Genomic DNA, 24,071 nt, shown 5'->3' with positions numbered 1-24,071 from the left:
AGGGAACCCTCATGTCGACCACCACCGGCACGCTCCGCACCGGGCACATCGGCCTCAACGTCACCGATCTGGACCGCTCGCTCGCCTTCTACCGCGACGCCCTCGGCTTCGGGCTCCTGGGCGAGGGCAAGGAGGAGGGCCGCAGGTTCGCCTTCCTCGGCCACGACGGCGAACTCGCCCTGACCCTCTGGCAGCAGGCCGACGGCGGGTACCGGCCGCAGGCCGCCGGACTGCACCACCTCGCGTTCTCCGCCGGCGCGGTCGAGGAGGTCACGGCGTACGAGGAGCGGCTGCGCGGCCTCGGAGTCGAGTTCGCGTACGAGGGCGTCGTCGCCCACGGCGAGGGCGCCACCTCCGGGGGGATCTTCTTCCACGACCCCGACGGCACCCGTCTGGAGATCTCCGTGCCCGCCGGCCTCGAGGGCGCACCCGCCCCGACGGCTGATGCTCCGACCTGCGGATTCTTCTAGGAACTCACCGATTGGGGGTCGTCATGGGCCGGTACCACCAGGGCTCGCTGGCCGTGCAGGAACGGGTCGGCGTACGCGAGCTCGCCGAACACACCGGACGCTCGATCGGCGCGGACATCCGCGCCGTCGCCGCGGCCTTCCTCGCCCAGCAGCCCCACCTCGTGGTCGGCGCCGCCGACGGCGCGGGGCGGCTGTGGGCCTCGCTCCTCACCGGCGCGCCCGGTTTCGTACGGGCCACCGGGCCGGGCCGCGTCGAGGTCTCGGGCGGCCTCCCCGGGGGCGACCCGCTGACCGGGGCGCTGGCCACCGCCGGCACCCGGGTCGGCACCATCTCCCTCGACCCCCGCACCCGCCGCCGCATGCGGCTCAACGGCACCCTCGCCGTCCTGCCCGGCGGTTTCGCGGTGGAGGCCGAGCAGGTCTTCGCCAACTGCCCGAAGTACCTGCAGAAGCGGCAGCCGCTGGAGCTCGTCGCCGCCGGGCCCGGTGTCGTGGGGCGCGGGGACGCCCTCACCCCCGCCCAGGCGCGGGCCGTGCGCGCCGCCGACACCTTCTTCGTCGCGACCACCGCCGAGGCGGACGGGGCGGACGCCAGCCACCGGGGCGGGATGCCGGGCTTCGTGGAGGTGCTCTCGCCGACGGAACTGCTCTGGCCGGACTACGCGGGCAACGCGATGTTCCTGACCCTGGGCAACCTCGCCGCCGACGAGCGGGCCGGGCTGCTCTTCCCCGACTGGGAGGGCGGCGGGCTGCTCCAGCTGAGCGGGCGGGCCCGGACCGAGTACGGGCCCGGCGGCAGCCGTGCCGTGCGCTTCGAAGTGGAGGCGGTGGTGGAGAGCCTGCATCCGGGGCGGCTGCGCTGGAGCACCCCGGAGTACTCCCCGGCCAACCCGCCTCACCGGGGCAGTACGACCAGGTAGGCGGCGGGCTCGCGGTCGCCGGACGCCGTCAGGGCGGTCCGGACGACCGCGGCCTGCTGCTCGGGCCAGTCGCGCAGCTTGCGCGGCGTCAGGTACAGCACGGTCACCCCGAGCCGCTCCAGGGTCTCCCGCTTGCGGACGGCCTCCGACCAGTCCTCGTCCTCGCCCTGGCGGGGTGCGCGGGTGTCGATCTCGATGGCGACGGCCTGCTCGGGCCAGTACGCGTCCACCCCGCCCAGGTGCGGGCCGCCGGGCAGCCGCAGGTCCACGTTCCAGACGGGCTCCGGAAGCTCGAAGCCGCGTACGAGCTGGTACAGCCGGTCCTCCGCGATGGCCCGGCCCTCGGCGAGCAGGGACTCGACGGCGTCGACCACGTGCGGCCGGTTCAGCAGCCGGGCCACCGTCAGCTCCCGCACGACGGCGGCCGGTTCGCAGTGCCCGCCGCGCACCGCCTCGCTGAGGATCCGGCGCACCGTACCGGCGTCCGAGACCTGCGCGACGGCGTCGGCGACGGCCCGCGCCACCGGGGCCACCGGCAGCCCGGTCACCTCCACGGGGCGGGGCGGCGTGTGGGCGCGGACGATGCGGACGTCGCCGGTGGAGCGCAGGCGGCGGGTGTTCGGGACCAGGACGTCGATGTGCGAGAGGGCGAGCAGGGCGGGGGTCGCGGAGAACCGGTAGAGCGCGAGGGCGGCCAGCCCGGTGATCATGACCTCGCCGCTGCCGCGCCGGCCGGCGTACAGCAGGGCGGCGTGCAGCCGCTCCTCGCTGGTCGCGGGGCCGGAGTGGAGCAGGAACACCCCGGGCAGCACCTGCTGCCAGGGCCGCCCGGCGGCCTCGGAGGCGCTGACGCCGTGCTCGCGCAGCTGGGCGAGGGTCAGCACGCGGGGGCGGCTGGCGGTGAGGTGGGCGAGGGGGAGGGGTGCGTTCTGGTTCATGACGCGGTGATTCCCTCAGGCCATGGCCTTGCTAACCCCTGTTACACGCCCGTCGGCAAATCCGGACAAGCCGGGGCTAAAGTACGGGCGTTCGAGTGCCGAAAGGGGCCTCGTACACCGATCACCCTATGACCTCACAGGTACCGCCGAACGCGGTACCGGGCGAGTGTTTCCCCCGTACCCGGCGCCGACAGGGGCACCGGGCAGGGAGGGAAAACACCATGCGCATCATCAAGACCGCGCTCGCCGCCACCGCGGCCGCGGCCACTGGCGTCCTGCTCCTCACCGCCACCCCGGCGGCCGCACAGCCGGCGGACGCCCAGGCGGGCTCCTGCGCCTACGGCTACCTGTGCCTGTGGGAGCACGCCAACTACAAGGGAGCGAAGCTCAGCCTGACCAAGTGCGGTTCGGCGAACCTCGGGGCCCACCCCTTCCCCGGCGGAGGCACCTGGGCCGACAAGGCGTCGTCCCTGGTGAACAACCAGACCGGCGGTACCGTCTCGTTCTTCTACGACAACGGCGTCCAGGTCCTGGACCAGCACTCCTACGGGTACCGCGACAACCTGGCCTACGACGGCGTCAACGACATCATCGACAGGATCTGGGTCTGCTGAACCACCGCGCCACGGGGGCGGCAGGGTGCGGGACCGCCGGGCCCGCACCCTGCCGGACGGGGTCAGCCCGCGGCCGCGTCGCAGGCCTGGCCGCGCAGCGCGCGGGCCAGGTCGTCGCGGGACTCCAGGACCAGCCGGCGCAGCGCGGGCGCCGCGTCCGGGCGGGCGGCGAGCCACGCGTCGGTGGCGTCCACCGTGTCCCGCGCGTCCTGGAGCATCGGGTAGAGCCCCTTCACCACGTGGATGCCGATCTGGATCGACCGTTCCGCCCAGACTCGCTCGATCACCTCGAAGTAGCGCCCGGTGAAGCCCCCCAGCAGCTCGCGCTGCGAGGCCCGCTGCATCCCGTCGATGGTGGCCTCCACCAGCGCGTTCGACAGCGCGTCCGACTCCACCACCGCCGCCCACGCCTGGTCCTTGACCGCCGCCGACGGCCGGGCGGCCAGGCACCGTACCTGGTGCCGCTTGCCGGAAGCCGTGTCGTCCCGGGCCAGTTCGGCCTCCACCGCCGCCTCGTCCGCCGCGCCGTGCGCGACCAGCGGCAGCAGGAAGTCCCAGCGCAGCTCCTGGTCGACCTCCAGCCCGTCGATCCGCGCGGTGCCGTCCAGCAGGCCCAGCAGCAGCTGGAAGTCGCCCTCCGTCGCCGCGCTCGCCGCGAAGAACCGGGCCCAGGTCAGCTGGTGCTCCGACCCCGGCTCGGCCAGTCGCAGCTCGTGCAGCGCGCCCGCCGCCAGGTCGCGGCCGGTCTGCTCGCGCCGCTCCGCAGGCGTGTAGTGGGTCACCGCGCTCAGCGCCTGTGCGTGCAGCTGCTGGAGCACGCCGACGTCGGTCTCCCGGCCCGCGTGGGCCAGCACCAGCGAGACGAAGTCCCGCGCGGGCATGAGCGCGTCCCGCGTCAGGTTCCACAGCGCCGACCAGCACAGCGCCCGGGCGAGGGGGTCCGTCAGATCGCCGAGGTGGCCGCGCAGCGTCGCCAGGGAGCCCTCGTCGAAGCGGATCTTGCAGTACGTGAGGTCGTCGTCGTTGACCAGGACCAGGGCGGGCCGCTCCAGCCCGGCCGGCACCGCGACCACCGTCCGCGGGCCCGCCACGTCCGTCTCGGTCCGCGCGTACCGCACCAGCGACCCGTCGGCCTCCAGCCGGTACAGGCCCACCGCCACCCGGTGCGGGCGCAGCTCCTCGCCCTCCTGGACCACGGCCAGCTCCGTCAGCCGGCCGGCCGCGTCGGAGGTCACCACCGGCGTCAGCGCGTTCACGCCGGCCGTCTGGAGCCAGGCCCGCGACCACTCGGCCATGTCCCGCCCGGAGACCTCCCCGAGCACCGACAGCAGGTCGTCCAGGGTGGTGTTCCCGTACGCGTGCGCCTTGAAGTAGCGCCGCGCGCCGTCCAGGAACGCCTCCCGGCCCACGTACGCGACGAGCTGCTTGAGCACCGCGGCGCCCTTGGCGTACGTGATGCCGTCGAAGTTCAGCTTCGCGTCCTCCAGGTCACGGATGTCGGCCGTGACCGGGTGCGTGGACGGCAGCTGGTCGGCCCGGTACGCCCACGCCTTGCGGCTGTTGGCGAAGGTGACCCAGGCCTGGTCGAAGCGGGTGGCCTCGACCAGCCCGAAGGAGCCCATGAAGTCCGCGAAGGACTCCTTCAGCCACAGGTCGTCCCACCACTTCATGGTGACCAGGTCGCCGAACCACATGTGCGCCATCTCGTGCAGGATGACGTTCGCGCGCCGCTCGTAGGAGGCCTGCGTGACCTTCCCGCGGAAGATGTACTCCTCGCGGAAGGTCACCATCCCCGGGTTCTCCATCGCGCCGAGGTTGTACTCGGGCACGAAGGCCTGGTCGTACTTCCCGAAGGGGTACGGGTAGTCGAAGATCTCGTGGAAGAGGTCGAAGCCCTGCTTGGTGACCAGGAACACGTCGTCGGCGTCGAAGTGCTTCGCCAGCCCCTTGCGGCACATCGCGCCCAGCGGGATGGTCAGGTCCCCGCGCGTGTAGGTGTCCGTGACGTAGTGGTAGGGCCCCGCCACCACGCAGGTGATGTACGTGGAGATCGGCGCGGTCTCCGCGAAGCGCCGGGTCTGCCCCTCGCGGGACTCCTCGGCGCCGTTGCTCCACACCTGCCAGCCCTCGGGCGCGGTCACCTCGAAGCGGTAGGGCGCCTTCAGGTCGGGCTGCTCGAAGTTGGCGTACACCCGCCGGGCGTCCGCCGGCTCGTACTGGGTGTAGAGGTAGACCTCGCCGTCCTCCGGGTCCACGAAGCGGTGCATGCCCTCGCCGGTCCGGCTGTAGGCGCAGTTCGCGTCGACGACCAGGACGTTCTCGGAGGCGAGCCCGTCCAGCGCGATCCGAGCCCCGTCGAAGACGGCGGCCGGGTCCAGGGCGCGCCCGTTGAGGGTGACCGAGTTCACGGAGGGGGCGATCAGGTCGGCGAAGGAGGAGGCGCCCGGGACGGCGGCCCGGAAGCGCACGGTGGTCACCGAGCGGAAGGTGCGGGGGCCCTCGGCCGGTTCGGCCTCGTCCACCGCGGACCTCAGGTCGAGGACCACCTCGTACCCGTCGACGGACAGCAGCTCGGCCCGCTCGCGGGCCTCGTCGCGGGACAGGTTCTCTCCGGGCACGTTGCACTCCTTCGTGCGTGATCGCGGTCTTCGCTGGAATCCTCCCACGGGGAATGCGCGCGATCCCGGCCTGGTTGGCCAGTTTGAACATGACCCGTGACGCCTTATGTGACTTGAGGAGAGCCATGACCGACACCCAGGTGCGCGAGAAGACCCCGGTCGATTTCTGGTTCGACCCGCTCTGCCCCTGGGCCTGGATGACCTCCCGTTGGATGCTCGAGGTCGAGAAGGTCCGTGACGTCGAGGTCCGCTGGCACGTGATGAGCCTCGCGGTGCTCAACGAGGACAAGCTCGACGAGCTGCCCGAGCGCTACCGCGAGCTGCTCGGCCCCAAGGGCTGGGCTCCGGTGCGCGTGGTCGTCGCGGCGCAGCAGAAGTTCGGCGACGAGGTCACCGGCAAGCTGTACACCGCGCTCGGCACGAAGATCCACAACGAGGACCGGGGCGCGACCCGCGAGGTCATCGCGGACGCGCTGGAGGAGGTCGGCCTGCCGGCCGAGCTGCTCGCGTACGCCGACTCCGACGAGTACGACCAGGTCCTGCGCGACTCCCACAACGACGGCATCGAGCGCGTCGGCCAGGAGGTCGGCACCCCGGTGATCTCCGTGCCCGGCGCCGACGGCGGGGAAGTGGCCTTCTTCGGGCCGGTCGTCACGCCCGCCCCGCGCGGCGAGGCCGCGGCCCGCCTGTGGGACGGAACCCTGCTGGTCGCCTCGACCCCCGGCTTCTACGAGATCAAGCGCACCCGCACCGAGAGCCCGTCCTTCGAGTAGTCCGGAGCCCGGCGCGTACCCGCACGCACAGAAGACCCCCGTGAGTCACGTCCTCACGGGGGTCTTCCGCTGTACACGTCCGCACGCGAAGGCTGAGAAGACGATCACGAGGCGGACGGGTCTACGGGGTGCGGGTCAGCCCTTGACGGGGATCAGCAGCGGGGTGTTCGCCTTGGCGTCGGCGTAGCGCTTGGCCACGTCCTGCCAGTTGACGACGTTCCACATGGCCTCGATGAAGTCGACCTTCTGGTTCTTGTACTGGAGGTAGAAGGCGTGCTCCCAGGCGTCGAAGACCAGGATCGGCGTGCTGGCGACGCCCACGTTGCCCTGGTGGTCGTAGACCTGCTCGACGACCAGGCGGCCGCTGACGGGCTCGTACGCGAGCACGCCCCAGCCGGAGCCCTGCGTCGCGGAGGACGCGAAGGTCAGCTGCTTCTTGAACTTGGCGAAGGAGCCGAAGGACTCGGTGATCGCGTCCGCCAGGTCGCCCACGCCGTCGGCCGCGGTCGGCTCGCCGCCGCCCTCGCCGGTCTTCGGGCTCGCCATGTTGTTCCAGTAAATGCTGTGCAGGATGTGGCCGGAGAGGTGGAACGCCAGGTTCTTCTCCAGGCCGTTGAGCGCGCCCCAGTTCTCCTTGTCGCGCGCCTCCTCCAGCTGTTCCAGCGTGGTGTTGGCACCCGTGACGTAGGCCGCGTGGTGCTTGTCGTGGTGCAGCTCGATGATCTGCGGGTTGATCACCGGCTCGAGCGCCGCGTAGTCGTAAGGAAGCTCAGGAAGCGTGTAGATGGCCATGCGTGTATCCGGTCCCCTCAGCGTGCCAATCGCTTATTGCAATCAATGCGCAACTGCACGCTAGCAGCATCTATTCCCGGTCACACGTAAGGGTTACCTCTGTTGCCGCTGGGCGAAGGGGGCGCGGAGAGGGCGGGAAGACGCGGGAAAAGGGCACGAAGAGAGGCGGACCCCGTGTCGCACTCGGGGTCCGCCTCTTGTCCTCGGGAGGTGCCGGGCCGTCAGCCGCGCGCCGCCCGGCGCTGCAGCGCGTACCCGGTCGCCGCCAGCGCCGCCGTCAGCCCGCCGGTGAAGACCACCTGTACCCGCGTGTCCTCGCCCAGGGCCATCAGCACCAGCACCCCGGCGACGCCCGCCAGCGCCACCCACGTCAGGTACGGGAAGCCCCACATCTTCACGACCAGCTTCTCGGGGGCCTCGCGCTCCAGCCGCCGGCGCAGCACGAACTGCGAGACGGCGATGAAGCCCCAGACGATGAGGATGACCCCGCCGACCATGTTCAGCAGCCAGGCGAACAGGGTGTCCGGGTACCAGTAGGAGAGCAGGACGGTCACGAACCCGAAGCCCGCCGACGCCAGCACCGCCCGGCGCGGCACCCCGCCGGAGACCCTGCCCAGCGAGCGGGGGCCCTGGCCCCGCGCCACCAGGGAGTAGGCCATGCGCGAGGAGCCGTAGATGTTGGCGTTCATCGCGGACAGCAGGGCGATCAGGATCACCACGTTCATGATCTGGCCGGCCGCCGGGATGCCCAGGTGGTCCAGGGTCGCCGCGTACGGCCCGTGCCCGGTGACCGCCGGGTCGTTCCAGGGCAGCAGGGTGACGATCACCAGCATCGAGCCGACGTAGACGATCGCGATCCGCCACATGGTGGTCTTCACGGCCCTGGCCACGCCCTTGACCGGGTTCTCGGACTCGGCGGCCGCGATGGTCACCGTCTCCAGGCCGCCGTACGCGACGACCGAGGCGAGCAGGCCGACCAGCAGCCCGTCGACGCCGTTGGGCAGGAAGCCGCCGTCGTGGAGCAGGTTGCCGGCGCCGGGGGAGGAGGTGCCGGGCAGCAGGCCGAGGACGGCGAGCAGGCCCAGGCCCAGGAAGAGCGCGATGGCACCGATCTTGAGGGCGGCGAACCAGAACTCGAACTCGCCGAAGCGCGCGACGGCGCCCAGGTTGCTCGCGGTGAAGACCACCATCAGGACCAGCACCCACATCCACGACGGGGTGCCGGGGAACCAGCCCGCCAGGATGTGCGCCGCGCCGATCGCCTCGATGGCCACGCCCACGACCAGCAGGGTCCAGAACATCCAGCCGGCGGTGAAGCCCGCCCAGGGCCCGATCGCCCGCTCGGCGTGCACCGAGAAGGAGCCGGACGCCGGGTTCGCGGCGGACATCTCGCCGAGCATCCGCATCACGAACATCACGAGCAGCCCGGACACGGCGTACGCCAGCACGATCGAGGGGCCGGCGGCCGCGATGCCGGCGCCGGAGCCGACGAAGAGGCCGGCGCCGATGACGCCGCCGAGGGCGATCATCGAGAGGTGGCGCTGCTTGAGGCCGTTGCCGAGGGGCGATCCGGCCCCGGAGGCGGCGGGCGCGGTGCCCTGCCGCTGCTCGGGAGGTGTGGTGGTGGTGCTCTGACTCATGGGGCCAGTGTGCCGAGCGTCCGGTTATCGGACGTCGTTCGTCCAGTATCCGGACACCGCTCTCACCGGACGTGATCGCCCGCCCCGGAAACGGGAACGGGCCCGGGACCGAAGTCCCGGGCCCGCGCCCCGTCCGCCGAACGGTCAGGACCGCCGGCCCCGCACCTCCCGGTACCACGCCACCAGCAGCACCACGGCCGCCGCGCCCGAGGACCACAGCAGCTGCGGCCGCGCCGAGTCGTCGAACAGCATCAGCACCAGCACCACCGCCATCCCCGCCAGCGCCGCCCACGTCAGGTACGGGAAGCCCCACATCGGCAGCGTCAGCCGCTCCGGCATGTCCCGCTCCAGCCGGGGCCGCAGCCGCAGCTGCGAGACCGCGATCAGCGCCCACACGAACAGCAGCACCGCGCCGACCGCGTTGAGCATGTACAGGAAGACCGTGTCCGGCCACAGCAGGTTCAGCACCACCGACACGAACCCGAAGGCCACCGACGCCAGCACCGCCCGCGTCGGCACCCCGCTGCCCGACACCTTCAGCAGAGCCTTCGGCGCCTCACCCCGCTCGGCGAGCGAGAACACCATGCGCGAGGAGCCGTACAGATTGGCGTTCAGCGCCGACAGCAGCGCCACGAACACCACGATGTTCATGATCTGACCGGCCGCCGGGATCCCGATCGAGTCCAGCACGGCCACGTACGGGCTCTCACCCGGCTCCAGCGAGTCCCACGGCAGCAGGCTCACGATGACCAGCATCGAGCCGACGTAGAAGAAGAGGATGCGCCACACCGCGCTGCGCACCGCGCGGGACACGGACCTGGCCGGGTCGTCCGACTCGGCGGCCGCGATGGTGACGACCTCCAGGCCGCCGAAGGCGAAGACGACCGCGAGCATGCCGGCGATGACCCCGCCGATGCCGGCCGGGAAGAAGCCGCCCTGCCCGGTCAGGTTGGCCATGCCGACCGGCTCGGTGTCCGGCAGCAGGCCGAAGACCGCCAGGGTGCCCAGGATCAGGAAGAGGACGATCGCGCCGACCTTGAGGGCGGCGAACCAGAACTCGAACTCCCCGAAGTTCCGCACGGCGGCCAGGTTGCTGAGGGTGAAGACCACCATGAAGATCAGCACCCACAGCCACTGGTCGACCGCGGGCACCCAGCCGTGCGCGATGTTCGCGGCGCCGGTCGCCTCCACGGCGAGCACGACGACCAGCAGGAACCAGTACAGCCAGCCGGCCGAGAAGCCGGCCCAGCGCCCGAGGGCCTTCTCCGCGTAGACGGAGAAGGAGCCGGAGGCGGGCATCGCGGCCGACATCTCGCCGAGCATCCGCATCACCAGCATGGCGAGCACACCGGCGAGCAGGTACGAGCAGATGATCGCGGGGCCGGCGATGCCGATGCCGGCGCCGGAGCCGACGAACAGGCCGGCGCCGATCACGCCGCCGAGGCCCAGCATCGTCAGGTGGCGCTGCTTGAGGCTGTGGCTCAGGGGTTCCGGGGGCAGTTCGTCCGCGGTGACGGACAGGTCTTCGCGCATGAGCAGATTCGTACTCTCGGTAGGCAGGCGACGCCCGGGGGCCGCGCAAGGGACGGTCGGGAAGTCCAGGGAATCCGGGGGGTGTCCAGTGGGTTTGGCGGGAACCTACAGTCTGGCTGGAGGGGACCCTCGGGAGCAAAAAGGATGTGCCGTCGAATGTGGGCCGTGATCGGGATCACTTCAACTCGGGTGTAAGCCTGCACCTTTGTGTGGTCCCCACCAAACCGGACAGTATGGCTTTGTCCCGGTCGGCGGTGGGGCGGCCGATTTCCGGCGGCTAACGTCGCGGTGTCCTGCCCGACCACCCCCACCTTCCGGAGCCCTCGATGAGCACTGCTTCCGTCTCCTTCCGGCCCGGCGCCGTCCTCGCCGACCTGCTGCCCGCGAGCCGCGTCAGGGACGCCGCCCTCGTCGTCGGCGGAGCCGCGCTCACCGGCCTGGCCGCGCAGCTCTCCGTACCCGTTCCCGGCTCGCCGGTCCCGGTCACCGGGCAGACCTTCGCGGCCCTGCTCGTCGGCACCGCCTTCGGCGCCCGCCGGGGCTTCCTGGCGCTGGCGCTGTACGCCCTGGCCGGCATCGCCGGCGTGCCGTGGTTCGCGGGCGGCACCTCCGGCGCGGCCGGGGCCTCCTTCGGCTACGTGCTCGGCATGCTGCTGGCCGCGACCGTCGTCGGCGCCCTCGCGCGGCGCGGCGCCGACCGCTCGGTGCCGCGTACGGCGGGCACGATGGTGCTGGGCTCGGCCGTGATCTACGCGGTGGGCGTGCCGTACCTGATGGCCGCCACCGGGATGTCGCTCGGCGCGGCCGTCGCGGCGGGCCTGACCCCGTTCCTGATCGGCGACGCCCTCAAGGCCGCGCTGGCCATGGGCGCGCTGCCGGCCGCCTGGAAGCTGGCCGGCCGCCGCGGCTGACCCCGTACGGCCTTCCCGCCGGTGCCTGCACAGCAGCCCCGGACCGCGAGCGGGCGGTCCGGGGCTGCCGGCGTTGGCGGGGGCCGGTCAGGAGGCGTCGGCCGAGGAGTCGACGGTGACCCCGGCCGGGGCCCCGGCCACGGCGCCGGCCGCGAGCTCGGACTTGCGGCGCGCGTTGCGCACCACGCCGATCACGATCACGATCGCGGCGACCAGCAGGGACAGCACGACCGTCTCGCGGTTGCCGTCGTCGTAGAGCATGTAGCCCAGGACGAAGACGATCATCGCGGCGGTGGCCCAGGTCGGGTACGGGAAGAGCCACATCTTCACCGTCAGCTTCTCCGGGGCCTCGGCGACGAGGATCTTGCGCATGCGCAGCTGGGTCAGGCAGATGACCAGCCAGACGAAGAGCGCGATCGCGCCGGAGGAGTTCAGCAGGAAGCTGAAGACGGTGTCCGGGTTGGTGTAGTTGAAGATCACGGCGACGAAGCCGAAGACCGTGGAGCCGAGGATGGCCGCCACCGGCACGCCGCGCTTGTTGACCTTGGCGAAGGACTTCGGGGCGTCACCGCGCTCGCCCAGCGAGAACGCCATGCGGGAAGCGGTGTAGAGGCCCGAGTTCAGGCAGGACAGCACGGCGGTCAGGACGATCACGTTCATGATCTGGCCGGCGGCCGGGATGCCGATGGAGTCGAGGGCCGCGACGTACGAGCCCTTCTCGACGATCGACTTGTCGTTCCACGGCAGCAGGGTCAGGACGACGAAGATCGAGCCCAGGTAGAAGACGGCGATGCGCCAGATGACCGAGTTGGTGGCCTTGGTGACGGCGCGGCGCGGGTCCTCGGACTCGCCGGCGGCCAGGGTGACGATCTCGCTGCCCATGAAGGAGAAGACGACCATCAGCACACCGGTGAGGACCGATCCCCAGCCGTTCGGCATGAAGCCGCCGGTGTCGGTCAGGTGCGCGAAGCCCGCGCCCGGGTTGTCCGAGCCCGGCAGGACGCCGAAGACGGCGAGCATGCCGATGACCACGAAGGCGCCGATGGCGACGACCTTGATGCCCGCGAACCAGAACTCGAACTCGCCGTAGGAGGCGACCGAGCCGAGGTTGGTGGCGGTCAGCACGGCCATGACGATCAGGGACCAGGCCCACTGCGGGACGGCCGGGATCCAGCTTTCGAGGATGACGGCGCCGGCGGTGGCCTCGACGGCCAGGACGACGACCCAGAAGAACCAGTACAGCCAGCCGATGGAGAAACCGGCCCAGCGGCCCAGCGCGCGGTCGGCGTAGGCGGAGAAGGAGCCCGAGTTCGGGCTCGCGGCGGCCATCTCGCCCAGCATCCGCATGACGAAGACGACCATGGCGCCGACGAGCAAGTAGGACAGGAGGATGGCCGGGCCGGCCTTGGCGATGCCGCCGCCGGAGCCGACGAAGAGGCCGGCGCCGATGACACCGCCGATGGCGATCATGGAAAGGTGGCGGTTCTTGAGACCGGCCTTGAGACCGTCGGAGGGCTGGGCGGAACCGGGGTCGCCGGAGGGTCCGCCTGCCTTCTGAAGGGTCGTCGTCGTGCTCATGGACGAATCCTTAGGTTCTCGGGTGGAGAGTTCCGGCATTCAAACCCGATTTACCGCCAGTACGGAAGACCTTGCTCCGATAGTTACCCAAGGCCCCCATCGCGGGACCAAGGTCCCGACCCCTCCTGTCTGCGTTCTTTGGGTTTACTTGAGGTTTAGAAGTGATTTATGCGACACCCCTCCGAGCTCCCTCGAGGTCTCGCATGCCACACTCGACCCATGCGCGTGTATCTCGGATCCGACCATGCCGGCTTTGAGCTCAAGAACCACCTGGTGGACTGGCTCAAGAACAACGGCCACGAGCCCGTCGACTGCGGGCCCCACATCTACGACGCCGTGGACGACTACCCGCCGTTCTGCCTGCGTGCCGCGGAGAAGACCGCCGCGGACGCCGACAGCCTCGGCATCGTGATCGGCGGCTCCGGCAACGGCGAGCAGATCGCAGCCAACAAGGTCAAGGGCGTCCGCGCCATCCTCGCCTGGAGCGTGGAGACCGCGAAGCTCGGCCGCGAGCACAACAACGCCAACGTCATCTCCGTCGGCGGCCGCATGCACACCCAGGACGAGGCCACCGCCTTCATCGAGGCCTTCCTGGCGACCCCGTACTCCGGCGAGGAGCGCCACACGCGCCGCATCGACATGCTCTCCGCGTACGAGACCACCGGCGACCTCCCGCCGATCCCGGCCCACCACCCGCAGGACCAGTAGGCCGCCCGCGCCGCCGGACGGCCCCGTCCGGCGGCGCACACCCGACGTAGGAGCCCCGCCGTGCCCGAAGGGCATACGATCCACCGCCTCGCCCAGGACCACACCGAGCGCTTCGCCGCCCGGCCGGTACGGGTGAGCAGCCCCCAGGGCCGCTTCGCCGAGAGCGCGGCGCTGCTCGACGGGCGCGAGCTGGAGAGCGCCGAGGCGCACGGCAAGCACCTCTTCCTGGAGCTGGGCGACGCCTGGATCCACATCCACCTCGGCCTCTTCGGCAAGCTCGGTTTCGGCCCCGCACCGGCCCCGCCCGCCGCCGACACGGTCCGGCTGCGCCTGCTGAACGAGGAGCACTACGCCGACCTGCGCGGCCCGACGGCCTGCGCGCTGATCGGCGAGGGCGAGAAGAAGGCGATACACGACCGCCTGGGCCCGGACCCCCTGCGCCCGGCCGACGACCCGGCCCGCGCCTGGTCCCGGATCTCCCGCAGCCGGACCACGATCGCCGCCCTGCTCATGGACCAGAAGATCGTCGCGGGCGTCGGCAACGTCTACCGCGCCGAGGTCCTCTTCCGGCACGGCATCGACCCCTACCGGCCGGGGCGGGACGTCACCCGGGCCGAGTGGGACGCCATGTGGGCCGACCTGGTGGTCCTGATGCGCGAGGGCGTGCGCTTGAACCGCATCGACACCGTCCGCGACGAACACCTCCCCGAGGCCATGGGCCGCCCGCCGAGGGTGGACGACCACGGCGGCGAGGTGTACGTCTACCGGAGGGCGAACATGCCCTGCCACATCTGCGGGGGCGAGATCCGCACCGCCGGCCTCGCCGCCCGCAACCTCTTCTGGTGCCCCGCCTGCCAGCAGCGCTGACCGGGCGTTCCGGCCCCGGCGGCGTTTGCTGCGGCGGTTCCGGCTAGAAGCCGTGCGGGAGCCACGGCGCGACGTCGCCCGCGAAGGCCCGCGAGGCCTCCCGCAGGGCCCCCGCACGCAGCTCGCGCACGCGCCCGGCCGCAGCCAGAGAGGCCAGAGTGACCCCGCCCAGGTACGCCGAGCCCAGCTCCCGCACCGACAGCGCCAGGTCGGCGGCGTCCGCCGACGGCACGCACCGCGCGGCCCCGTCACCCTCGGCGGTCAGCCGCCACCGCCCCGCGTTCCACGGGCAGAACGCGTCCTCGACCTCCATCACCACGTCCACCGCGGCCCCGTACGCCCGTGCCTCCAGCGCCGCCGGCAGGTCCACCAGCCGCAGGTGCAGCGCGTCCCGCTGCGTCGCCCGGGTCCGCCGGATGTCGCTGACCAGGTGCAGCAGCGGATCGTCCACGGGCCGCTTGTACGCCCGTACGCGCCAGGTCAGGTCGATCTCGAAGAGGTAGCGCCACAGTGCCGCGTACACCGCCGGCTCCAGCGCGTGCACCTCGTCGACCTCGACCTTGCCGTCCGAGCCGGCCGGCTCCCAGTCCGGCTTGACCCGGTAGCGCGCGTACCCGGTCACCGCGCCGGTCTCGTCCTCCGCCACCACGCATGTGAGCGGCGACGCCCCGTCCCGGTGCTCCGGTGCGTCCACCAGCGCCTGCCGCTCCCAGCCCGGCTGCCGGGCGAGCATGCCCGGCCGGCCCGCGACCAGGGCCGCGTAGACCCGCTCGCAGTCCGCGAGGGACTTCTCCGGGTCGACGAGGCGCAGCCGCACCCCGTCCGTCCCCGGCGGCACGGAGAGCCGTACCCGGGTGGTGTCGACGTCCACGGTCATGGAGTACGCGGCCGTGCCGTACCCGAAGCGGCCGTAGATCTCCGGCTCCGAGGCCGTCAGCACGGCGATCGGCTCCTCACCCGTACGGATGTCGTCCAATTGGCGCCGCATCATCGAGGTGAGCACCCCGCGCCTGCGGTGGGTCGGCGCGACACCGACCATGGTCACGCCCGACACCGGCACCAGGGCCCCGCCCGGCACGGAGAGGCGGAAGCCGAAGGCCGACGCCGAGCCGACGCAGTCCTCGCCGTCCCACACCCCGAGGGAGCGGTCGACTTCGGTCAGAGAGCGGAACAGCTCACGGCTCTCGGCGGGTTCGGGGACGCCGCCGAACGCCAGTTCCAGGTGATCGAACCAGACATCCCACTCATTCCGCTTCAAAACCCGCATCTCAAGAGGCATGCGGTCATCCTCACGCGGGTGGTCCGCCGCAGTCGAAGGGTTTTCGCCCCGCGAAGCGCCATTGGTCCGGGGGTCCCCCTGCGCAGTCACAGCCAGGATGGATATGGTCCCGAAGCAATGGCCGGAGCACGCGTGGAAACGTTCTCGGCCCGGATGCGCATGCTGTCGCACCGGGCCCGCACAGCGCTGCGCAAATCCGCCGTCGACTACTTCCGCGGCGACGCCTCCGACTGGCTGGCCTTCGCCGGCCTCCTCCTGACCGTGCCCGCCATAGCCTGCGGCACGCTCCTGATGCCCGTCTGGTTCTCCCCGTCGGCCCTCGTCCTGCCCATCGTCGCCGGCGGCCTCCTGCTGCGGCCCGCCAGCCTCCTCGGCCTGTACGCCGCCGCCGCGGCCGCCCTGATCGTCGAGGCCCTCGTCCTCGGCCCCTACACCCAGGGACCCGCCAGGGTCACCCCCGGAACCGTGCTCGTGGTCGCCGCCTGCGGCTTCTTCGGCCTGGTCATCGCCCAGTTCCGCAGCCGCGTCGGCGTGCCCTGGAGACGCGGCGGCACCATGCTCTTCGACCTGCGCGAACGCATCCGGGTCCAGAGCAAGCTCCCCGCCCTGCCCCGCGGCTGGCACCGCGAGATGGCCCTGCGCCCGGCCGGCGGCCAGTCCTTCTCCGGCGACTTCGTCGTCGCCGCCCGCACCAACGGCGGCCGCACCCTGGAGGTCGTCCTCACCGACGTCTCCGGCAAGGGCATGGAAGCCGGCTCCCGCGCCCTCCTCCTCTCCGGCGCCTTCGGCGGCCTCCTCGGCGCCCTCCCGCCCCAGGACTTCCTGCCCGCCGCCAACGGCTACCTGCTCCGCCAGGACTGGGACGAGGGCTTCGCCACCTCCATCCACCTGGTCCTCGACCTGGAGACCGGCGACTACGAACTGCTGTCCGCCGGCCACCTCCCCGCGCTCCAGCTCTCCGCCGGCACCGGACGCTGGCAGGAGGTCGCCGGAGAAGGCCCGCTGCTCGGCGTCTACGACGGCGCCGAATTCGAACCCGCCCGCGGCAACCTGCGGCGCGGCGACGTCCTCATGCTCTTCACCGACGGACTCGTCGAGACCGCCGACCGCGAGATCAGCGAAGGCATCGACCGGCTCACCGGCGAAGCCGACCGCTACGTCGCCGCCGGCTGGGACGGCGCCGCCTGGCACCTCATCGAGAAGGTCGCCAAGGACGTCAACGACGACCGCGCCCTCCTCCTCATCCGCCGTTCGCCCTGACCCGCCGGGGTGGGGTTTACCCCACCCGCCGCCCGCCGGGCCGCTCCATGGCCGCGCCCGCACCCGGATCCGTAGCGTCGGGAACACCAACGGACACCGGTAGGGAAGGCGGCACACCATGGGGCTGAGGCGGACCAGGCGGCACGACGCGCAGACCGGACCCGCCGTGGAGCTGAGCGGCGTACGGCGCGTCTACGGCCGGGGTGCCACCGCCGTACACGCCCTGCGCGGCATCGACCTCACCCTCCCGCGCGGCAGCTTCACCGCCGTGATGGGGCCCTCCGGCTCCGGCAAGTCCACCTTCCTCCAGTGCGCCGCCGGACTCGACGTCCCCACCGAGGGCTCCGTCCGGCTCGGCGGCACCGAGATCAGCTCCATGGGCGAGAACGAGCTCACCGAGCTGCGCCGCAGCCGCCTCGGCTTCGTCTTCCAGGCCTTCAACCTGCTGCCCTCGCTCACCGTCGAGCAGAACGTCCTGCTCCCGCTCAGCCTCGGCGGCGGCCGCCAGGACCGGGCGCGCGCCGCCGAACTGCTCGCGCGCGTCGGCCTGGAGGGCAAGGGACGGCGCCGCCCGGCGGAGCTGTCCGGGGGACAGCAGCAGCGGGTCGCCATCGCCCGGGCCCTGGTCACCCGGCCCGACGTGGTCTTCGCCGACGAGCCGACCGGCGCGCTCGACACCACGACGGCGGGGGAGGTGCTCGGCCTGCTCCGCGACGCCGTGGACTCCCTCGGCGCCACCGTCGTCATGGTCACCCACGACCCGGCGGCCGCCGCCCACGCCGACGAGGTCCTCTTCCTCGCCGACGGCCGCATCGCGGACCGCCTGCCCCGCACCCCCGCCGCCACGATCGCCTCCCGCATGGCCGCCGCCTTCTGACCCCCCGGGTGCGGGCCGGGGCCGGTTCTCCGGCCTGGGGCGGGTGGGTCGTACACGGGCGCCGCCCGGACCCGCCGCCTCAATCGCCGACGCGGCACATTCGAGCCCAGCGCAGCCAAATCCAGCCCCGCCGGCGTGTGAGGCGGCGGGTCCGGGCGGCGCCCGGGGAACGGTGGAAGGGCGGGTAGGGGACACGCCCCGCGCAGCGGCACCGGCGCAGCCGGCCACGGCAGCGGCCGGGCCCACCCGGCCGGGCCGGGCCGGCCCGCCTGGGCCAGGGAGGAGGTCCCACCCCGCCCGGCCAGGGCAGCGGCGTCTCGGGTCCCGGCCAGGGCGGCGGCGGTGGGAGGCCACTTGGGGGCGATTGGCCCGTCCGGGCGGGGGCCGCGGGGGCTAGCGTCCCGGCATGGACCGCACGCTCGCCGCCGACCTCGCCCGCCTCCCCGCCCTCCTCGACGCCACCCGCCGCGCCGCCGCCGAAACCCTCAAGACCCTGGACGACCGCCCCGTCGTACCGCCGCAGGGCGCCCCGCCGCCGGCGCCGCTCCCCGCGCACGGCACCGGCACGGAAGCCGCCCTCGCCGACTTCGGGACCCGCTGGGCCCCGCGCCTCTCCGCCTCCGCCGGCCCCCGCTACCTCGGCTTCGTCACCGGCGGCGCCACCCCCGCCGCCCTCGCCGGGGACTGGCTGACCGCCGTGCACGACCAGAACTCCAACTCCGCCATGGACGGCGCCGGCCAGCACCTCGAACGCGAGACCGCCGGCTGGCTGCGCGAGCTCTTCGGCCTCTCCGAAGCCCACACCGGCACCTTCGTCAGCGGCGCCACCATGTCCAACACCGCCGGCCTCGCCATCGCCCGCGAGTGGCTCGGCGAACGCCTCGGCGTCTCCCCGGCCCAGGACGGCGTCGCCGCCCTCGGCCCCGTCCGGGTCCTCTCCGGCGCCCCGCACTCCTCCATCGCCAAGGCCCTCTCCGTCCTCGGGCTCGGCCGCGCCGCCCTCGTCCAGGTGCCCACCCTCCCGGGCCGGGAGGCCGTCGACCCCGACGCGCTCGACCGGGCCCTGGCCGACACGCCCGGCCCGGCCGTCGTCGTCGCCAACGCCGGCACCGTCAACACCGTCGACTTCGACGACCTGCGGGCCGTCGCCGCGCTCAAGGACCGCCACGACTTCTGGCTCCACACCGACGCCGCCTTCGGCGCCTTCGCGGCCCTCTCACCGGAGCACGCCCACCTCACGGACGGGCTCGACGCCTCCGACTCCGTCTGCGTCGACCTGCACAAGTGGCTCAACGTCCCCTACGACAGCGCCGTCCAGTTCACCCGCCGCCGCGACCTCCAGACCCGGGTCTTCGCCAACTCCGCCGCCTACCTCGGCCCCCTCGGCGCCGACCCCGACCTCGTCCACCTCACCCCGGAGAACTCCCACCGGCTGCGGGCCCTCGCCGCCTGGTTCACCCTCCGCGCCTACGGCCGCGAGGGCCACCGGGAGATCGTCGAACGGGACATCGCCTGCGCCCGCTCCCTCGGCGAACAACTCGACCGGGACCCGGCCTTCCGGCTGCTGGCGCCGGTCCGCCTCAACGTCGTCTGCTTCACCCTCGCCGAGGCCCCCACCGCCGAACGGCTGACCGCCCTGCGCGAGGCCGTCGCCGCCGACGTCTTCGTCACCCCCACCGTCCTCGGGGGAACCCCCGGCCTGCGCGCCGCGTTCTCCAACTGGCGCACCACGCAGGCCGACGTACGCCGGGCCGCCGAGGCCCTGGGCACGGCAGTGAAGGAGATCGGATGACGGACCGCCCCCTGACCCTGGCCGAGGTGGAGGCCCTCGCCCGCTCCGCGCACGAGGGCCAGACCGACAAGGCCGGCCGGCCCTACGCCGAGCACCTCGCGGCCGTGGCCGAGGGCGTCCGCCTGCGCGGCGGCAGCCCCGCCCAGCAGGCCGCGGCCTGGCTCCACGACTCCGTCGAGGACGACGCGCTCAGCCCGGAGCAGCTCGCGGCGGCCGCGCTCCCGGAGGAGGTCAAGGCCATGGTCCTGGCCCTGACGAAGCGCCCTGGAGAACCGCTGGAGGAGTACGCGTCCCGCGTCCTCGCCACGCCCGGCGCCCTCCTGGTCAAGGAGGCCGACCTCGCGCACAACGCCGACCCCGTACGGCTGTCCGTACTGGACGCGCCCACCCGCGACCGGCTGACCGCGAAGTACGCGTACGTCCGCTCCCTGCTCGGCATCACCGCGCCGCCCGCACCCTGACGTCCGAAATGTGCCCGTTGCGTGGGGGCTTGACGGAAAAGGCGGGTTGGCGATTCGTCACGAGGCGGATAGCGGGGCCCGGTTGGTGGGAGGATGGTGCATGTGGGGCGCGCAACGCCGCGCGCGCCGGGCCGGCCAGGGGACGACCGAAGGTGTGATCAGTAGTGGCCATTTCGCTGTCAGTGGTGGTTCTGTTGGCGATCATCCTGGTGATCCTGATCCGCGGCAAGCACATCAAGGCCGGTCCCGCGATCGTCGCGGTCCTCTTCGGCTTCTTCCTCGCGTCCAGCTCCATCGCCCCGGACGTCAACCGCTTCCTGAACTCCCTCGCGGACACCATCGCGGGCATCAAGCTCTGAGGGCTGCGGCTGCGGCTGCGGCTGGGGCCGTGGCCGGTAGCGGGCCCGGGCGCGCGGCGCGGAAACGACTCGGGGCCAGGTCCTGGAGAAGATCTCCGGCCTGGCCCCGAGTCATCGAGAGCGGGTGACGGGAATCGAACCCGCGTAGCTAGTTTGGAAGACTAGGGCTCTACCATTGAGCTACACCCGCAACACGCGCGCCGCCGGTCCGTGGACCGCGGCACGGACAGCATCCTAGCGGGTCGCGCGGGGGGAGTGCACACGGCTTTCCCGGAGTGCCGGGCTCCGCTCCGCGCGCGCGTGCGCCCGCCGGGAAAACCGGGGGCGTCGGAGGGTCTCCGGGCATGTACCCTACGTGTCGCACCGACGGGGTGTGGCGCAGCTTGGTAGCGCGTCCGCTTTGGGAGCGGAAGGTCGTCGGTTCGAATCCGGCCACCCCGACCACCAGTACCGCCCGCCACAGGGATCGTTCGCCAAGATCGCGTTGTGGGCTGATTGCCGCTTGCGGTTACTATGCAAGCTGCGTGCCCGTGTGTCTGATGTACCGGGCCGAATCCGCCGAGACCGCTGAATCGCAGCGTTCCGGCAGAACCCCCAGCAGTCAGCCACAAGGAGACCGAACCGTGAAGAGCGCCGTGGAGACCCTGAACCCGACTCGGGTTCGGCTCACTGTCGAGGTGCCCTTCGAGGAGCTCAAGGACAGCCTCGACGCGGCGTACAAGAAGATCAACCAGCAGGTCACGGTGAAGGGCTTCCGCAAGGGCAAGATCCCTGCCCGCGTCATCGACCAGCGCTTCGGCCGCGGTGCGGTGCTGGAGGAGGCCGTCAACGACGCCCTCCCGAAGTTCTACACCGAGGCCGTCAACGAGGCCGACCTGAACCCGCTGGGCCAGCCCGAGGTCGACATCACCGAGCTGAAGGACGGCGAGCTGCTGACCTTCACCGCCGAGGTGGACGTCCGCCCCGAGATCGAGATCCCGGACTACTCCGGCATCGAGGTCGAGGTCGACGCGGTCGAGGTCTCGGACGAGGACGTCGAGAAGTCCGTCGAGCAGCTGCGCGGCCGCTTCGCGTCCACCAAGGACGTCGAGCGCGCCGCCGCCGAGGGTGACGTCGTCACCATCGACCTCGAGGCCAAGGTCGACGGCGAGGTCCTCGCGGACGGTGTCGCCACCGACGTCTCCTACACCATCGGCTCGGGCGAGCTCCTCGACGGCATCGACGAGGCCGTCAAGGGCCTCGAGGCCGGCGGCGAGGCCACCTTCACCTCGCAGCTGAAGGGCGGCTCCGCCGAGGGCAAGGACGCCGAGGTCACCGTCAAGGTCACCAAGGTCTCCGCCCGCGAGCTGCCGGAGCTGGACGACGAGTTCGCCCAGATGGCGAGCGAGTTCGACACCCTCGACGAGCTGAAGGCCGACAGCCGCAAGCGCCTCGAGAACATGAAGCAGTACGACCAGGCCACGCAGGCCCAGGAGCGCGTCCTGGAGAAGCTGCTGGAGCTCGTCGAGGTCCCGATCCCCGAGAAGCTCCTCGCGGACGAGGTCCAGACCCGCAAGCACAACCTGGAGCACCACCAGCTCGGCCAGATGGGCCTGAACCTGGAGAAGTTCCTCGAGATCCAGGGCAAGACGGTCGAGGAGTTCGACGCCGAGACGACCGAGCAGGCCGTCAAGGGCATCAAGACCCAGTTCGTCCTCGACGCGCTGGTCAACAAGGAGAAGCTGGGCGTCAACCAGGAGGAGCTCACCGAGCACCTCATGCGCCGTGCCCAGTCCTCCGGCATGTCCCCCGACCAGTTCGCCCAGGCCGTCGTCGAGGGCGGCCAGGTCCCGATGCTGGTCGGCGAGGTCGCCCGCGGCAAGGCCCTCGCGGTCGTCGTCGAGGCCGCCAAGGTCGTCGACACCAACGGTGAGACCGTCGACCTCTCGGACGACGAGGACGAGACCGAGACGGCCGCCGAGGTCGTCGAGGCCGCCGTCGAGGGTGACACCGAGGCCAAGTAACACCCCGGGGAGGCCCCCTTACGGAGCCCCCTGAGCAGTGCCCCGAAGGGCCCGGACGCAGCCGCGTCCGGGCCCTTGCGCGTGCCCTCGCGGACCGCTCGCGAGCTTGCGCTCCGAGCGAACAGTTCGGGAAGCGGGATGGCGTTGTCCTACCTGCGCGTTAGGGTCCATGAATACGAGGGCACGGGAGTACCCGACGCCGCGGGCATCGCCCCCCGGTAGGTCCGCGCCCCAGAACGAGACGCTGAGACGGCATGTGGCCGTCGGAGACGAGCAGGTGGATACGTGACGAATCTGAAGCCTTACGCCGCGGGTGAGCCGTCCATCGGTGGCGGCCTCGGCGACCATGTCTACAACCGGCTGCTCGGCGAACGCATCATCTTCCTCGGCCAGCAGGTCGACGACGAGATCGCCAACAAGATCACGGCGCAGCTCCTCCTCCTGGCCGCGGAGCCGGAGAAGGACATCTACCTGTACATCAACAGCCCCGGTGGCTCCGTGACGGCGGGCATGGCGGTCTACGACACCATGCAGTACATCCCGAACGACGTCGTCACCATCGGTATGGGCATGGCGGCCTCCATGGGCCAGTTCCTCCTCACCGGCGGCGCGCAGGGCAAGCGCTTCGCGCTGCCCAACACCGACATCCTGATGCACCAGGGCTCCGCCGGCATCGGCGGCACCGCCTCGGACATCAAGATCCAGGCCCAGTACCTGCTGCGCACCAAGCAGCGCATGGCGGAGATCACCGCGCACCACTCGGGCCAGACCGTGGAGGCGATCATCCGCGACGGCGACCGCGACCGCTGGTTCACGGCGGAGGAGGCCAAGGACTACGGCCTCATCGACGAGATCATCTCCGCCGCGTCCCTGGTCCCGGGCGGCGGCGGCACCGGGGCCTGATCCCGGCCCGGCGCACGGGGTCCCGTACGGGGACCCTTGCGCCCGCCCGCCCGACCCAGGCACCCACAGCCCGCAGAACGCCACCAGGACGGTGAACACCCAGATGCAGAACAACCTCTCCGCGAGCGGCCTCTACTCCGGCCCTCAGGTCGACAACCGCTACGTCATCCCGCGCTTCGTCGAGCGCACCTCGCAGGGTGTGCGCGAGTACGACCCGTACGCGAAGCTCTTCGAGGAGCGCGTGATCTTCCTCGGCGTGCAGATCGACGACGCCTCCGCCAACGACGTGATGGCGCAGCTGCTGTGCCTGGAGTCGATGGACCCGGACCGCGACATCTCGATCTACATCAACAGCCCCGGTGGTTCCTTCACCGCGCTGACGGCCATCTACGACACGATGCAGTTCGTGAAGCCGGACATCCAGACGGTCTGCATGGGCCAGGCGGCCTCCGCCGCCGCGGTCCTGCTCGCCGCCGGCACCCCCGGCAAGCGCATGGCCCTGCCGAACGCCCGCGTGCTGATCCACCAGCCCTCCGGCGGCACCGGCCGCGAGCAGCTCTCCGACCTGGAGATCGCGGCCAACGAGATCCTGCGCATGCGCGACCAGCTGGAGTCCATGCTGGCCAAGCACTCGTCCACGCCGATCGAGAAGATCCGCGAGGACATCGAGCGCGACAAGATCCTCACGGCCGAGGACGCGCTCGCGTACGGCCTGATCGACCAGATCGTCTCGACCCGCAAGATGAACGCGGTCTGATCCTTGCCACCAGTTGGC

The 24,071-nt window shown here is 71.8% G+C and carries 22 protein-coding genes and 2 tRNA genes; 16 read left to right on the top strand and 8 right to left on the bottom strand.

What is annotated here, in order from left to right:
• The first annotated feature begins 11 nt into the window (after positions 1–11).
• Positions 12–470 (top strand): VOC family protein, encoded by a 459-nt coding sequence (locus tag AC069X_RS25305; protein ID WP_478731680.1) that lies wholly within the window; start codon positions 12–14, stop codon positions 468–470.
• A gap of 23 nt (positions 471–493) precedes the next feature.
• Positions 494–1,390 carry a pyridoxamine 5'-phosphate oxidase family protein gene (locus AC069X_RS25300; RefSeq protein ID WP_478731678.1) on the top strand — a complete coding sequence of 299 codons (897 nt, stop codon included), beginning with the start codon at positions 494–496 and terminating at the stop codon, positions 1,388–1,390.
• Here the strand turns inward: AC069X_RS25300 and AC069X_RS25295 are convergent.
• Complete coding sequence (locus tag AC069X_RS25295) at positions 1,366–2,328, bottom strand: hypothetical protein (protein ID WP_478731676.1); 963 nt, start codon at positions 2,326–2,328, stop codon at positions 1,366–1,368. The genes AC069X_RS25300 and AC069X_RS25295 overlap by 25 nt on opposite strands.
• 221 nt (positions 2,329–2,549) lie before the next feature.
• Here AC069X_RS25295 and AC069X_RS25290 point away from each other — a divergent pair, with 221 nt between their 5' ends.
• Positions 2,550–2,942 carry a peptidase inhibitor family I36 protein gene (locus AC069X_RS25290; RefSeq protein WP_478731674.1) on the top strand — a complete coding sequence of 131 codons (393 nt, stop codon included), beginning with the start codon at positions 2,550–2,552 and terminating at the stop codon, positions 2,940–2,942.
• A 62-nt stretch (positions 2,943–3,004) separates the two neighbouring features.
• Here AC069X_RS25290 and pepN read toward each other — a convergent pair whose 3' ends face one another.
• Positions 3,005–5,560, bottom strand: a complete 2,556-nt coding sequence (gene pepN / locus AC069X_RS25285) for an aminopeptidase N (RefSeq protein ID WP_478731672.1) — start codon at positions 5,558–5,560, stop codon at positions 3,005–3,007.
• Positions 5,561–5,685: 125 nt separating this feature from the next.
• Between pepN and AC069X_RS25280 the strand changes: the two genes are divergently transcribed.
• On the top strand, positions 5,686–6,333 hold the full coding sequence (locus tag AC069X_RS25280) for a mycothiol-dependent nitroreductase Rv2466c family protein (RefSeq protein ID WP_478731670.1): 648 nt from the start codon (positions 5,686–5,688) through the stop codon (positions 6,331–6,333).
• Positions 6,334–6,468: 135 nt separating this feature from the next.
• Here AC069X_RS25280 and AC069X_RS25275 read toward each other — a convergent pair whose 3' ends face one another.
• From AC069X_RS25275 to AC069X_RS25265, 3 genes are all read right to left on the bottom strand, one after another.
• Positions 6,469–7,125, bottom strand: a complete 657-nt coding sequence (locus tag AC069X_RS25275) for a superoxide dismutase (RefSeq protein WP_007264076.1) — start codon at positions 7,123–7,125, stop codon at positions 6,469–6,471.
• A 221-nt stretch (positions 7,126–7,346) separates the two neighbouring features.
• Entirely contained in the window at positions 7,347–8,765 is a 1,419-nt protein-coding gene (locus tag AC069X_RS25270) for an amino acid permease (protein ID WP_478731668.1), read from the bottom strand.
• Positions 8,766–8,909: 144 nt separating this feature from the next.
• Entirely contained in the window at positions 8,910–10,298 is a 1,389-nt protein-coding gene (locus AC069X_RS25265; RefSeq protein ID WP_478731666.1) for an amino acid permease, read from the bottom strand.
• Positions 10,299–10,624: 326 nt separating this feature from the next.
• Between AC069X_RS25265 and AC069X_RS25260 the strand changes: the two genes are divergently transcribed.
• Positions 10,625–11,209: a biotin transporter BioY gene (locus tag AC069X_RS25260; RefSeq protein WP_478731664.1), complete on the top strand. Its 585-nt coding sequence runs from the start codon at positions 10,625–10,627 to the stop codon at positions 11,207–11,209.
• 87 nt (positions 11,210–11,296) lie between these two features.
• Here the strand turns inward: AC069X_RS25260 and AC069X_RS25255 are convergent, their stop codons facing one another.
• Complete coding sequence (locus tag AC069X_RS25255; RefSeq protein ID WP_478731662.1) at positions 11,297–12,787, bottom strand: amino acid permease; 1,491 nt, start codon at positions 12,785–12,787, stop codon at positions 11,297–11,299.
• A gap of 219 nt (positions 12,788–13,006) precedes the next feature.
• On the opposite strand from AC069X_RS25255, the gene AC069X_RS25250 reads away from it, so the two are divergent.
• Positions 13,007–13,495, top strand: a complete 489-nt coding sequence (locus tag AC069X_RS25250) for a ribose-5-phosphate isomerase (RefSeq protein ID WP_478731660.1) — start codon at positions 13,007–13,009, stop codon at positions 13,493–13,495.
• Between the two features lie 60 nt (positions 13,496–13,555).
• Complete coding sequence (locus tag AC069X_RS25245; protein WP_478731658.1) at positions 13,556–14,362, top strand: Fpg/Nei family DNA glycosylase; 807 nt, start codon at positions 13,556–13,558, stop codon at positions 14,360–14,362.
• A gap of 43 nt (positions 14,363–14,405) precedes the next feature.
• Here the strand turns inward: AC069X_RS25245 and AC069X_RS25240 are convergent, their stop codons facing one another.
• A complete protein-coding gene (locus tag AC069X_RS25240; protein WP_478731656.1) occupies positions 14,406–15,641 on the bottom strand; it encodes a GNAT family N-acetyltransferase in 1,236 nt (411 codons plus the stop codon).
• Between the two features lie 117 nt (positions 15,642–15,758).
• Between AC069X_RS25240 and AC069X_RS25235 the strand changes: the two genes are divergently transcribed.
• The 5 genes from AC069X_RS25235 (at position 15,759) to AC069X_RS25215 (ending at position 20,390) form a co-directional block, all read left to right on the top strand.
• Positions 15,759–16,901: a SpoIIE family protein phosphatase gene (locus tag AC069X_RS25235; protein ID WP_478731654.1), complete on the top strand. Its 1,143-nt coding sequence runs from the start codon at positions 15,759–15,761 to the stop codon at positions 16,899–16,901.
• Positions 16,902–17,019: 118 nt separating this feature from the next.
• On the top strand, positions 17,020–17,778 hold the full coding sequence (locus AC069X_RS25230; RefSeq protein WP_478731653.1) for an ABC transporter ATP-binding protein: 759 nt from the start codon (positions 17,020–17,022) through the stop codon (positions 17,776–17,778).
• Positions 17,779–18,184: 406 nt separating this feature from the next.
• A complete protein-coding gene (locus AC069X_RS25225) occupies positions 18,185–19,570 on the top strand; it encodes a pyridoxal phosphate-dependent decarboxylase family protein (RefSeq protein ID WP_478731651.1) in 1,386 nt (461 codons plus the stop codon).
• Positions 19,567–20,031, top strand: a complete 465-nt coding sequence (locus AC069X_RS25220; RefSeq protein WP_478731649.1) for an HD domain-containing protein — start codon at positions 19,567–19,569, stop codon at positions 20,029–20,031. The genes AC069X_RS25225 and AC069X_RS25220 overlap by 4 nt, the downstream gene beginning before the upstream one ends.
• 164 nt (positions 20,032–20,195) lie before the next feature.
• Entirely contained in the window at positions 20,196–20,390 is a 195-nt protein-coding gene (locus AC069X_RS25215) for a hypothetical protein (RefSeq protein ID WP_249766035.1), read from the top strand.
• A 119-nt stretch (positions 20,391–20,509) separates the two neighbouring features.
• Here AC069X_RS25215 and AC069X_RS25210 read toward each other — a convergent pair.
• A tRNA-Gly gene (locus AC069X_RS25210) sits at positions 20,510–20,580 on the bottom strand.
• A gap of 177 nt (positions 20,581–20,757) precedes the next feature.
• Between AC069X_RS25210 and AC069X_RS25205 the strand changes: the two genes are divergently transcribed.
• The 4 genes from AC069X_RS25205 to AC069X_RS25190 all read left to right on the top strand — a co-directional run bounded on the left by AC069X_RS25205 (position 20,758) and on the right by AC069X_RS25190 (position 24,053).
• Positions 20,758–20,834 (top strand) — tRNA-Pro (locus AC069X_RS25205).
• Positions 20,835–21,013: 179 nt separating this feature from the next.
• The gene (tig, locus tag AC069X_RS25200) at positions 21,014–22,393 is read left to right on the top strand and encodes a trigger factor (protein ID WP_478731647.1); all 1,380 of its coding nucleotides are present in this window, start codon (positions 21,014–21,016) and stop codon (positions 22,391–22,393) included.
• A gap of 285 nt (positions 22,394–22,678) precedes the next feature.
• Positions 22,679–23,296 carry an ATP-dependent Clp protease proteolytic subunit gene (locus tag AC069X_RS25195; protein WP_249766033.1) on the top strand — a complete coding sequence of 206 codons (618 nt, stop codon included), beginning with the start codon at positions 22,679–22,681 and terminating at the stop codon, positions 23,294–23,296.
• A gap of 103 nt (positions 23,297–23,399) precedes the next feature.
• The gene (locus AC069X_RS25190; RefSeq protein WP_478731644.1) at positions 23,400–24,053 is read left to right on the top strand and encodes an ATP-dependent Clp protease proteolytic subunit; all 654 of its coding nucleotides are present in this window, start codon (positions 23,400–23,402) and stop codon (positions 24,051–24,053) included.
• The last annotated feature ends 18 nt before the right edge of the window (positions 24,054–24,071 follow it).

The organism is Streptomyces sp. NPDC043896 (genome assembly GCF_056435605.1).
The sequence above is the reverse complement of the archived record's forward strand: the minus strand, read 5'-3'. Positions and strand labels throughout refer to the sequence as shown.

What these genes read in the sequence shown, in the direction of transcription:
- AC069X_RS25305 (WP_478731680.1), top strand. Translation starts at nt 12, where the DNA reads ATGTCGACCACCACCGGCACGCTCCGCACCGGGCACATCGGCCTCAAC.
- AC069X_RS25300 (WP_478731678.1), top strand. Translation starts at nt 494, where the DNA reads ATGGGCCGGTACCACCAGGGCTCGCTGGCCGTGCAGGAACGGGTCGGC.
- AC069X_RS25295 (WP_478731676.1), bottom strand. Translation starts at nt 2,328, where the DNA reads ATGAACCAGAACGCACCCCTCCCCCTCGCCCACCTCACCGCCAGCCGC.
- AC069X_RS25290 (WP_478731674.1), top strand. Translation starts at nt 2,550, where the DNA reads ATGCGCATCATCAAGACCGCGCTCGCCGCCACCGCGGCCGCGGCCACT.
- AC069X_RS25280 (WP_478731670.1), top strand. Translation starts at nt 5,686, where the DNA reads ATGACCGACACCCAGGTGCGCGAGAAGACCCCGGTCGATTTCTGGTTC.
- AC069X_RS25275 (WP_007264076.1), bottom strand. Translation starts at nt 7,125, where the DNA reads ATGGCCATCTACACGCTTCCTGAGCTTCCTTACGACTACGCGGCGCTC.
- AC069X_RS25270 (WP_478731668.1), bottom strand. Translation starts at nt 8,765, where the DNA reads ATGAGTCAGAGCACCACCACCACACCTCCCGAGCAGCGGCAGGGCACC.
- AC069X_RS25265 (WP_478731666.1), bottom strand. Translation starts at nt 10,298, where the DNA reads ATGCGCGAAGACCTGTCCGTCACCGCGGACGAACTGCCCCCGGAACCC.
- AC069X_RS25260 (WP_478731664.1), top strand. Translation starts at nt 10,625, where the DNA reads ATGAGCACTGCTTCCGTCTCCTTCCGGCCCGGCGCCGTCCTCGCCGAC.
- AC069X_RS25255 (WP_478731662.1), bottom strand. Translation starts at nt 12,787, where the DNA reads ATGAGCACGACGACGACCCTTCAGAAGGCAGGCGGACCCTCCGGCGAC.
- AC069X_RS25250 (WP_478731660.1), top strand. Translation starts at nt 13,007, where the DNA reads ATGCGCGTGTATCTCGGATCCGACCATGCCGGCTTTGAGCTCAAGAAC.
- AC069X_RS25240 (WP_478731656.1), bottom strand. Translation starts at nt 15,641, where the DNA reads ATGCCTCTTGAGATGCGGGTTTTGAAGCGGAATGAGTGGGATGTCTGG.
- AC069X_RS25235 (WP_478731654.1), top strand. Translation starts at nt 15,759, where the DNA reads ATGGCCGGAGCACGCGTGGAAACGTTCTCGGCCCGGATGCGCATGCTG.
- AC069X_RS25230 (WP_478731653.1), top strand. Translation starts at nt 17,020, where the DNA reads ATGGGGCTGAGGCGGACCAGGCGGCACGACGCGCAGACCGGACCCGCC.
- AC069X_RS25225 (WP_478731651.1), top strand. Translation starts at nt 18,185, where the DNA reads ATGGACCGCACGCTCGCCGCCGACCTCGCCCGCCTCCCCGCCCTCCTC.
- AC069X_RS25220 (WP_478731649.1), top strand. Translation starts at nt 19,567, where the DNA reads ATGACGGACCGCCCCCTGACCCTGGCCGAGGTGGAGGCCCTCGCCCGC.
- AC069X_RS25190 (WP_478731644.1), top strand. Translation starts at nt 23,400, where the DNA reads ATGCAGAACAACCTCTCCGCGAGCGGCCTCTACTCCGGCCCTCAGGTC.